8 protein-coding genes and 1 pseudogene are annotated in these 10,520 nt (G+C 61.0%); 1 reads left to right on the forward strand and 8 read right to left on the reverse strand.

Features of this window, described 5'->3' with window-relative positions:
- The 7 genes and pseudogenes from L861_RS24460 to L861_RS06915 all read right to left on the reverse strand — a co-directional run.
- Window positions 1-1,023, reverse strand: a 1,023-nt coding sequence (locus tag L861_RS24460; RefSeq protein ID WP_169513687.1) for a DUF4123 domain-containing protein, incomplete at its 3' end; no start/stop codon positions are given.
- Window positions 1,024-1,037: 14 nt separating this feature from the next.
- The gene (locus L861_RS06895; RefSeq protein WP_016415840.1) at window positions 1,038-2,705 is read right to left on the reverse strand and encodes a type VI secretion system Vgr family protein; all 1,668 of its coding nucleotides are present in this window, start codon (window positions 2,703-2,705) and stop codon (window positions 1,038-1,040) included.
- Between the two features lie 112 nt (window positions 2,706-2,817).
- Window positions 2,818-2,997 (reverse strand): annotated as a pseudogene (locus L861_RS25215) (hypothetical protein); the annotation flags it as partial.
- Window positions 2,998-3,177: 180 nt separating this feature from the next.
- Entirely contained in the window at window positions 3,178-4,848 is a 1,671-nt protein-coding gene (locus tag L861_RS06900) for an AMP-binding protein (protein ID WP_016415842.1), read from the reverse strand.
- 264 nt (window positions 4,849-5,112) lie between these two features.
- Window positions 5,113-5,895, reverse strand: a complete 783-nt coding sequence (locus tag L861_RS06905; protein ID WP_016415843.1) for a class II glutamine amidotransferase — start codon at window positions 5,893-5,895, stop codon at window positions 5,113-5,115.
- Window positions 5,888-7,726: a vWA domain-containing protein gene (locus L861_RS06910; RefSeq protein ID WP_016415844.1), complete on the reverse strand. Its 1,839-nt coding sequence runs from the start codon at window positions 7,724-7,726 to the stop codon at window positions 5,888-5,890. Before L861_RS06910 ends, L861_RS06905 begins: the two co-directional genes overlap by 8 nt.
- A gap of 9 nt (window positions 7,727-7,735) precedes the next feature.
- A complete protein-coding gene (locus L861_RS06915; RefSeq protein ID WP_016415845.1) occupies window positions 7,736-8,176 on the reverse strand; it encodes a hypothetical protein in 441 nt (146 codons plus the stop codon).
- Between the two features lie 77 nt (window positions 8,177-8,253).
- Between L861_RS06915 and L861_RS06920 the strand changes: the two genes are divergently transcribed.
- Window positions 8,254-10,323, forward strand: coding sequence for a S9 family peptidase (locus tag L861_RS06920; protein ID WP_016415846.1), 2,070 nt, complete (start codon window positions 8,254-8,256; stop codon window positions 10,321-10,323).
- Here the strand turns inward: L861_RS06920 and L861_RS24780 are convergent.
- The coding region (locus tag L861_RS24780; RefSeq protein ID WP_169513688.1) for a hypothetical protein at window positions 10,289-10,520 on the reverse strand (232 nt) is incomplete at its 5' end. The genes L861_RS06920 and L861_RS24780 overlap by 35 nt on opposite strands.

A 10,520-nucleotide genomic window follows, 5' to 3' on the forward strand; every position in this document is an offset into this window, starting at 1 on the left:
CAGCCAATCGTCCAGGAGGCTCTTGGCCTCTTGCGCGTGGCCGGGAGGAATGTCGTCCCACCCCAACGGATCCGTGGCGCCCGGTCTCGTGGTCGCTTCCTGCATGGCGGTCGCTGGGGTCTCGTTGGCCTCGAGGTGCGCCAAGGCGGCCCGGAGGCGGGCCGTGCCATCGCCGCGTTGCCGGTCGGTGAGGATCTCGCGAATATCCCCGGGAAAGGTCGCCGCCGTCAGCGAGGTCTGGCGCAGCCTGGCCATCAGTCGGCACAAGCGTTGCCACTGGGTCGACGAGGTCAGCCCCAGCGGCGCGACCTCGCGCGTCAGTGCTTCGAGCCGCGCATGGGGATTCGCGTCGCCGAGCCAGCCGGGGCAGTGCTCGGCGACGAAGCGCGCCAGTTGGCGCAGGTCGGTACGCCGGTCGCAGGCTTGCAGGTGGCGCACGTCGGTATCGTTCAGGCGGTGGCCGTCTGGCGGTATCGTCAGACCGGGCAGATGGCCGGGATTGGCAGCAGGGTGCCAGGCACGCCACTGGTTCATGACGCTGTCCGGCACGATGAGCTGGGCGATCGGCCCCCAGGGCGCTTCGACCACCGAGCGTTCGGCGGGCAACATGGCGCCAATCACCGCCGGGTCGGCCACCCTCAGTAGCATCGGGGTGTCGTCGGGCATCCGTACCTGCAGCAGCGCGCGAAGGTGGTCGGCCACCGCCAGAGGATCGGCCTGGCTGACCAGCAGGTAGCCCCACTCGGCCGCGAGACCGTCGGCCAGGAAGCGTTGCAGGATGGAGTCGTGCGGGCCCGCCAGTTGCACCAGCCAGGGCGAGAGGTGTTGGACCGCGGCAAAGGGGGTGCCGGCATACAGGGGGTTGCCGTGGTATTGCCCGCCGCTCCAGTCGTTGAGGTGGCGCGCCAACTCGGGCACGCCGTCGAGCAGCAACAGAACATGGCCGGCATCAGGTTCGGGCCAGGTCCACTCGCCGTTCAGCAGGCCCTCGGCCAGGGGCCACGGGGGCGGTATATCACTCATGGGTGTCATTCTGATCAGCCTTCCTCGCACACCGGGCATAGCGCTCGCTCGCGCCGGATGGCACGCTCCAACGCCTGCGGGGCGGGGGTGGTCTCGACCTCGACGGCGCCGTTGGGTGGCAGGGCCTGCTGGCCCATGCCGCCAGCACTGCCACCGCCGGCTTCGGTGAGCGTGGGGCTATAGGTCACGCCGCTGCCATCGACGCGCAGCCAACCGCCGCCGGCTTCGAGCACCAGCTTGGCCCCGGCCTTGAGGTGTACGTGCTGGCCGCCTTCGAACAGGAGCGCCCGCTCGGCCTTTTCGTGGTGGGTGCCGCGAACGATATGGTGGTCGTCACCGTGGATCTCGGTGCGCCGCTCGCCTTGCACGCTCAGGTGGTCGTCGTGCTCGATCTCGCTGATGCGGTCGTGGTGCACCTTGAGGTGACGGTCGTGACCGATCTCTTCCGAGCGGTCGTGCTTGACCTTGAGGTCGAGGTCGCGTTCGGCGTGCAGGTAGATCTGTTGCGCACCGTTGGCGTCTTCGAAACGGAGCTCGTTGGAGCCTGACCCGAGGTGTGTCTTGGTCTTGATGACGGTGCGGGTCTTGTGCTCGGGGAGGGCGTAGGGCGGGACGTTGGTGGCATGGTAAGCCGGGCTGATGATGATCGGCTGATCGGGGTCCGCCTCCAGGTGGTCCACGATCACGGCCATGCCGATACGGGGGATGGCCATGACGCCGTAGCCGCTGCCGGCCCAGCCCTGGGCGACCCGGATCCAGGCGCTGGCCGCTTCGTCGGGGGTGGCGTCGCGGTCCCAGTGAAAGCGCACTTTCACGCGACCGAATTCGTCGACGTAGATCTCCTCGCCCTCGGGGCCGACGACGGTGGCCATCTGCGGTCCGTGGACACGCGGCTTGGGGGTGGGGTCGGTGCGCCATGCCTGGTCACCGGGGGTCAGCGTCAGGGTATTGCCGTAGGTGGTGGCGCCTGACGTGGCATTGATGGCCTCCTCTTCGGCGGCCTGGGGCTGGGTGCCTTCATGAACCACGCCGATCACCTGCCAGTCGCGGTTCATGTCGTCCCTATCGTGGCCGGTCAGGTCGAAGCGCACGCCGGGGCGTAGTTCGGCGAGGTCGCTCTTGCCCGTGGCGACCAGGGCATCGCCGCGCAAGTGCTCGAGGCGGTAGCGGGTCAGTCGCCGGCCCGGCTCATCGGCCTTGAAGCCGCCATGCCAGTCGTAATGGGTGTAGTTGGCACGCTGCCCCTCGAGTCGGGATTCGTCGGTGTCCTGAGTGTGGTGCTGTCGGTAGGCTGGCTTCTTGAAGTACCAGTCCTCGAGCGTGGCGCTGGCCGGGCTGATACGCGACTGCCGCTGCAGGTGATGCACATGATGGGCGGCGGCGCTGCCACCGGCACGGCTGTGGTAGGGGCGTTCGCCCAGGCGTGGCAGCGCTTGGGGATCGTCGGTGAACACCAGACGGTGGGCGTCACCCTCGAACTCGTGGAAGTAGACCAGACCTTCACTGGCCGCCAGACGCTCGAGATAGGCCAGCGTCGTTTCTCGGTATTGAACGGTATACTCTCTGACCGGCAGTTCCCGCGTCACCGCCCAGGTGACGTCGGTGATGCCCACCTCGTGGCAGAGCTGGGTGATGATCGTCTGAGCACTCAGATCCTGGAAGAGACGGCAGTCGTGAAACAAGCCAAGCCGCCGTATGGCCGGTCGGGCAGGGGTTGGGCCACCTTATACCAAGGCGAAAGGCGCACACCACCCCATGGAGATGACGCCGTACGTCACCGCGCTGCCAGATGGTGAAGCTTGCCTCGCGGTCCAACCAGTCCTCGGCGGAAAGCTCGGTATCGCGGCTGGCGAAGGTCACCGTCAACTCGAATGGCTGCGATAGGTGCTCGGTGTACTTGAACTTGGTGACCGCTAGTGCCAGGTCTTCGGCGCCGGTCAATTGAAGGGTAAACTGGAGGCCGGTCTGGGCCATGATCAACGCCTCCCTGCGTTCGAACAACCGTATTGTCGGTTCTTTTTCTTGATATGAAGCGATCGCTTATTTGCGTGGCAGCTTAACAACGGCCCAAGTGTGCTGTCAGTGGCAAATCTCCTACATGTTGTAGGTGATATCTTACAAGCACCACTCAGGCCAAGATTTCACATGCACCATTCATTCAGTGTTTCCCTTGTCGTCGCGCAGTTCACGACGCAGCACCTTGCCCACATTGGTCTTGGGCAATTCATCGCGGAACTCGACGTGTTTGGGAACCTTGTAACCGGTCAACGCCTTCTTGCACCAGTCGCGCAGGGTGTCGGCATCCAGATCCTGGTTACGCGAAACCACGAACAGCTTGATTGCCTCACCCGTGTTCTCATCAGGAACCCCCACTGCCGCGGCTTCGGCCACATCCGGATGGCCGGTTACTACATCCTCGATCTCGTTGGGATACACGTTGAAGCCGGAAACGTTGATCATGTCTTTCTTGCGGTCGACGATTCGCACGTAACCGTCCTCCTGCAGCACCGCGATATCGCCGGTTCGAACCCAACCCTCGGCATCCAACACATTGGCGGTTTCATCGGGAAGGTTCCAGTAGCCCTTCATCACCTGTGGCCCTTTGACGCATAGCTCGCCCGGTTCACCCAGCGGCAAGTCATTGCCTTCCCCATCGATGACCTTCAACGAGGTCCCAGCCACCGGCTTGCCAATCGTGCCAAGTTGAATGGCATCGATAGGGTTGAAGGTGACGACAGGCGAGGTTTCGGTCATCCCATAGCCCTCGGCAATGGGGCAACCGGTGATCTCTTCCCAACGTTGTGCGGCGGCTTTGGTCAGCGCCATACCTCCGGAAATGGTCAGTTTGAGCCGGGAAAAGTCGAGCTGTCGGAAGTCTTCCCGATTGCACAAGGCGTTGAATAGGGTGTTCAAGCCGATGAAGCCTGTGAATGGCAGTCCCTTGAGTTCCTTGACGAAACCATCCAGGTCACGTGGGTTGGTGATCAGGATCGAGTGATTGCCGGTTTCCATCATGAACAGGCAGTTCACGGTAAAGGTGTAGATGTGATAGACGGGCAATGGTGCGATGATCGTCTCGGCTCCATCCTTCAGGCCCGGGCCGATCGCGGCGCGAGATTGAAGCATGTTGGCCACCAGATTGCGGTGACTTAGCATCACTCCCTTGGCCCTGCCGGTTGTCCCCCCCGTGTACTGTAGGGCGGCGATGTCCTCGGCCTCGCGGGGCACGTCACGCTGGGACAGGGAACGCCCCTTGTGTAACGCACCACGAAACGGTATCGCCGTCGGCAGCGAGTATGGCGGCACCATCTTCTTGATGTACTTGACCACGGCATTGATCAGCGGCCGCTTCGGGAAAGCGTGCATATCCCCCAGCTCGGTCACCAATACGTACTTGATGTCGGTACGATCGAGCACCTTATCGAGTTTGCTAGCCATGTTGGCCAGGATCAGGATCGCTTTGGCGCCAGAATCCTTGAACTGGTGCGCCATCTCGCGCTCGGTATAGAGTGGATTGGTGTTGACCACTATCAGACCGGCACGTAAAGCACCGAATACCGCCACAGGAAACTGCAAGACATTAGGCAATTGGATGGCGATACGGTCCCCCGGTTCGAGGCTGGTTTCATGCTGCAGCCAGGCCGCGAACTGCTTCGACAGCCGGTCGAGATCACCATAGGTCATGGTCTGCCCCATGCAGGTGAAAGCCGGCTTGTCCGCAAATCGCTTCACCGATGCCCGAAAGACATCCATCACCGACGAATACTGCTCTAGCCCTTCCAGAGGTTGCCCGGTGAGAATCGGGGCTGTGGCGTGCTCACTCATTGGCTGGTCTCCGCGATCATGGCGTTCGTGACGCTGACTTTTGTTCTTGATGTGGTCTTCCCCCCGCAGGGGTTGGGCCACCTTATACCAAGGCGCACAAGAGTGTAAAACGATCGATTGAAACCATCGATTGAACCTTATGGTAAAGCACACGCTGGCACCTGACTTTTCGACTCAATCCCTATTCGTTAAGCGTATGAGCGTTTTACGGAAGCGCAAGTCCATCCAGTCAAGACGACGGCAAGTGGTTGGTATGGGGATGCGTCAGGCCGGCCGCAGACATGTCAGAATCTCGCCATCACGCCATACCAGCAACTCACCGGGTGTCATGGGAACCCAGCATTCATTATCCGTCAGCGGTTCGGTGGCAAGTACCGAGACAACATCGTTGGGCGTGGTATGTTCGACGAAATTCACACTCAGTTCCGCATCACTGAGCTTGGCCTTGCCAAAAGGGGCACGGCGAGTGATATGCACCAACTTGGTTGAGCAATAAGCATAGAGATAGCGACCATCCGACAGTAGCAGATTGAACACGCCTAGTTCGCGTAATCGTTCACAAAGAACGTGCAGACTCTGCCATACCTCTTCGAAAGAAGCAGGAGGTTGGCCGAAGCGTTGGCGCAATTCCCCCAGCAGATAGCAGAATGCATGTTCACTGTCGGTATCGCCCATCGGTCGATAGAAACTGAGCGGTAGATCTTGCCAGCCTCGCAACTGACCATTGTGCGCATAGCACCACTGCCGTCCCCACAGTTCTCGGGTAAAGGGGTGGGTATTGGCCAGACGCACCTTCCCGACATTGGCCTGACGTATATGGCTGATCACCACGTGCGACTTGATCGGGTAATCACGAATCAGCCGGGCGATGGGTGAATCCACCGAAGGGTGCGGGTCACGAAATTCGCGATAGCCTCCTTCTTCATAGAAAGCGATCCCCCAACCATCGCGATGCGGCCCAGTGCCGCCACCTCGGTGCAGAAAACCGGTGAAACTGAAGCAGATGTCGGTAGGAACATTGGCAGTCATGCCAAGCAGTTCACACATGCGGTTCCTCCACACGCCGGAGCCGCCGCCTGCGTCGAGCTGCCGCACGGCGCCACAGCAGGAGGGTCATCAACAGCACCAACGCGACTGCCGCCAGCATCCAGAGCCGTGGATTGTCACCATGTTCACGGGCCAAGCGTTCGACACCGGGACGCGCCTCACTCCACAGCGATTGCGCCTGACGCGGCAGGGCATTGATCGCCGAGACGATGCGATCCGCCAGTGCGGGCGGAGGCTGAGGCTCCTCTTCCGCCGCCCCGAGACCGGGTAGTTGCAGGATCTGCTGGGATGGCACCTCGGCACCATCGATCCGTGCTTCACCCAAGGTGATTTGCCCATCAGGATTGAGCATCAAGCGCGGCAGGCGAATCTCACGGGTTTCCCCATCCAGCGTAACGGTCGCACTGAGCAACAATGGCACACCGATATCGGGGTTCAGCGATGGCAAGTCAACCCGCCAACGGCGCTCACCGACGACAGGTACGTCCAGCGACTCCCCCTGCAGCTCGGCATGTGGCTGTGTATTGTCCGTATCGAGGCGAGGATACTCGGCATTCAATATGACCCGGCTCCTGTTACTATCCAGCTGGGCGCTGATGGCCGGCATCACATTGACGGCCTGTATCCGCTGGCGCTGGAAAGCATCGCTGTCGGCGGCGATCAACAGACGCGCATTGCCGATCAGTGGTGGTGCGGGCAGCATACCCTCGAAACGTCCGCCACTCTTATCCAGCGCCACGGAAGACTGCACTTCGCCTTGTGGGTTCTGCAGCTCTGCCCACATCCGTAAATCGTCCGGCAGGTCATTCGCTGTCAACTCGACATCATCGCGCTCCAACCAGGCAGACAGCGCAAGATCGAAGCCCATGTACAGCGTGGCCGGCAGTTCGGAAGTCTGCAGCACCAGCGGTGACTCGACACTGATTCTGCTGTCAGTGCTGAATTCACCTTCCACCTGCCATTCTCCCGACTCCGGGGATGGGATCGTAATCAGGTCGAAACGCTGCTCGCTTTGCCAACGTATGTTGTCAGGGTGGTCATCCGCGCTATAGCGGCGCCCTTGCGGGTCGATCAGAGTCAGAGGAGGAGCATTGGGTTCGTGGAAGAGCAACCCCGAGAACGATTCGACTCCCGGGTCGATCGTAAAGCCGCCTTCCTCACTGAGTGGTACCTGATCGACGGGAAAGATATGCTCGAAAATCCCCAGGAAGGCACGCAGCAAGGTTTCCGACGTTTCGGCCAGGGTCGACAGACCGCCGGTCGCATGAGCGAGCTGTTCGGCCAGAGCCAGGTCGGCTTCCGGCGAGAAGGCAATGGTATGAATGACCACATCGCGTTCCGAAAGCTCGGGTGCCAGCTCATTGAGCAGCCGATGTCGAGACTCGGCGTCTCGGGTCGCCTTGTCGCCCGCACCAGGAGGCAGATCGATCATGCCATCCGTCAACAATATCAGGTGTCGCCGCCCATTATCCGGCGTGTTGGCGGCCTGACGTACCGCCGCCTCGATGTCGGTGTATTGTTGGTAGTCGGCAAGTGCCGGGGTCAATGCCAGTGCCTGCTGACGCCACTGAGAATCGACGGGAGCCACTGCCAGGGGATTGGCGACCGAGTCACCGAAAGTCCAGACCCCCCCTCGTACTTCGGATGGCAACAAAGCTGCCAGCAACTCCAGGGCACTGGCACTGAGTTGCTCAGGATCGTTCTCCTTCATGCTCCCGGAAATATCGAATATCACGCGAACATCGGGATGGGGAGGACTTGCTGGTTGTGCCAACAAGGGCGAAGACAACAGCATCAAGCAACACAGACCTATCCCCACAATCGCGCGCATGGTTTCCCCTTACCCGATCACCGGCTCACGGCGTTTGTTGCCGCTAGCAGGTTGGTTGGAACGACGCGGTGCTCGTTCTTCTTTTTTCGATTCATCAGGCTCGCCGCGACGCCGCCATAGCCACCACAGAGCAGCTCCTGTCATGGCGCCAATGACCATGGCAATCACCAATAACGTCAGGGCCGTGCCAAAGGCCCCACCATCGCGTTGCAGAAAGGCAACACCCGCCACGACCACCGCCGGTGCCAGCCCGGTGTAGAACTCCCCCTCTTCCAATAGCGGTAAAGAAAATCGTGCCGGCATCCACAAAGCTCCCGCCACCACTCCGGTCACCATCAGGCGCGGCAACAATGGCAGAAAACGAATACTCATGTAGCCAGTGGCCAGTACTACCAGCGACAATAGGACATAAACCAGCCAAAGTAACGGCATTGAGTCTGAAATCAGCATGTATGTCTCCTGGCGTGCGTTAACGCCTATGCACGACACCGAATGAATTTTCAATAAAGTATGGTACACCGCAGCACATGAAAGCACAGCCGCCCAGTGACAACGCCTCTCTCACGCGTGATATCTCCCCGGTCGAGACCTACCGTCGTGCGAACGACCCCGAGTGGCATTGGCTCGAGCAGCGCGACGACCCACAGGTCAACGCCTTTCTCGACAGCGCCAACGAAGAATTCGGGCGCTGGTTCACACCACTGGAGCCGCTGGTCGACACTCTATATCACGGCCATTTGGCGCGTCGTGAACTGGCTGTCACTGGCCTGCCAACCCCATTGGACCACTACACCTATTGGAGCGAGACCGCCGCCGATGCCGACTATCCCGTTTGGTGGCGACATCCCAACGGCACTCCTTCCGCGGCTCACCGCTTCCTCGATCTCCAGACCCGAGCCACTGAGCACCATTTCTTCGAGCTCGGCGACATGGCCATCTCGCCAGACGAGGAATGGCTGGCCTGGACGGAGGATACTCAAGGCGATGAATATTTCGACTTGTATCTCAAGCGGTTGCCCGATGGCAAACCACGCAAGCTACTTGGTGAGATTGGCCCCGAACTGATTTGGGCCGAAGACAATCGTACCCTGCTGTTCACTCGCTACGATACGACTCAACGCCCCGACAGTGTCTGGCGCCTGGGTATCGATACCCCCGATGAAGAGCCACAGCAAAGTTTTCATGAACCCGACCCTGAGTTCTGGGTCGGGTTGGGAAAGACACGCTCACGAGCCTGGCTGATCGTGGAAACTGCCTCCAAGGACACATCGGAATGCCATCTGATCTCCGCTCATACCCCCGACATGCCCCCGCGCTGCTTTCGCCCGCGAGAGCCAGGTGTGGAATACGCCATCGAGCATCGTCCGGGGTACTTTTATGTATTACATAACCGTGAGGCACCCCATTTTCGGCTCGACAGCACCAGCGAAACGACACTGGATGACTGGCAGCCGCTGATCGCCCACCGTCGTGAACAGACACTGGAGGGAGTGGATGCTTTCGATTGGGGGTTGGTGATCACCGAACGCGACCATGACCAGGCTCAGGTTCATCTGCGGGTGATCGAACTCGACTCACACCATGATGTGAGTCGTGACGAACGTCTGCCGTTGCCAGAGGCGCCCTGCAGTTTGATGCTCGGCGATACGCCGCATTTCGATGCCCGTAGGCTGCGCTTGCGGGAGGAGTCGTTCACCCTGCCTGTGCGTTGGATCGAGCACGACCTCGACAGCGGAGAACGGCGTCTACTCAAGGTCCAACCGATACATGGCGATCTACAGCCCGAGCAAATCGTCTGCCAGCGATTGTGGGCAACGTCGCATGATGGTGAGCGTATTCCCGTCTCGGTAGTCGCGCTTGCCGACCGATTAGGCAAGACACCATTGCCCACCTTGCTTTATGGCTACGGTGCCTATGGTGAGGTGCTCGATCCTTGGTTCTCAGTCGCGCGCCTGGAACTTCTCGCGCGTGGCGTGGCCTTTGCCGTGGCCCATGTACGCGGCGGTGGCGACCGCGGCGAGCCCTGGTACTTGGCAGGCAAGCTCGAACATAAGGAAAACAGCTTCCGTGACTTCCTGGCTGCTCGCGATGCCTTGGTCGAGGCTGGGATTACTGACGGCTCACGCATCGCCGCCTATGGCGCCAGCGCCGGAGGGCTGCTGGTGGGCGCCAGCCTTAACCTGGCTCCCGAGGCCTTCAATGCTGCCGTACTCGACGTTCCCTTCGTCGATGTACTGCGCACCATGGAAAACCCCGATCTCCCGCTGACCACTGCCGAGTACACTGAATGGGGTAACCCCGACGAGCCAGCCACAAGACGTCGTATTCGCGCCTATTCACCGCTGGACAATCTAGCGGCTCTGCCCTATCCCAGCGTGTTCCTCCAAGGCAGTTGGCACGATTCGCGAGTGCCTTACTGGGAACCGGCCAAGCTCTATGCCCGACTTACCGAGCTTGGCAGTGCGCGAGGCCCCGTGCTCTTACGTACCGACATGGTTGCCGGTCATGGCGGCGCTTCCGGGCGCTTCAAGGCCTGGTACGACAATGCTCGTCAGGATGCCTTCATTCTCTGGGCACTGGGCCTGGCCGAGATATGATCGCGGGCCGCGAGTCACGAGCTACGTAGCCCGTAGCCCGTAGCCCGTAGCCCGTAGCCCGTAGCCCGTAGCCCGTAGCCCGATCAGGCTTAGCCACCTCCGGCTCCTCCGCCAGCACCACCACCAGCGCCACCTCCGGCACCGCCACCAGAGCCACCATTGCTGCCTCCACCGGAGCCACCGCCGCTCGAACCGCC

The sequence above is a fragment of the Litchfieldella anticariensis FP35 = DSM 16096 genome (assembly GCF_000409775.1).
GTDB lineage: Bacteria > Pseudomonadota > Gammaproteobacteria > Pseudomonadales > Halomonadaceae > Litchfieldella > Litchfieldella anticariensis.

Excerpts from the sequence above, each read along its gene's own strand:
- L861_RS06910 (WP_016415844.1), bottom strand. The coding sequence starts at position 7,726 with ATGCGCGCGATTGTGGGGATAGGTCTGTGTTGCTTGATGCTGTTGTCT.
- L861_RS06905 (WP_016415843.1), bottom strand. The coding sequence starts at position 5,895 with ATGTGTGAACTGCTTGGCATGACTGCCAATGTTCCTACCGACATCTGC.
- L861_RS06915 (WP_016415845.1), bottom strand. The coding sequence starts at position 8,176 with ATGCTGATTTCAGACTCAATGCCGTTACTTTGGCTGGTTTATGTCCTA.
- L861_RS06920 (WP_016415846.1), top strand. The coding sequence starts at position 8,254 with ATGAAAGCACAGCCGCCCAGTGACAACGCCTCTCTCACGCGTGATATC.
- L861_RS06900 (WP_016415842.1), bottom strand. The coding sequence starts at position 4,848 with ATGAGTGAGCACGCCACAGCCCCGATTCTCACCGGGCAACCTCTGGAA.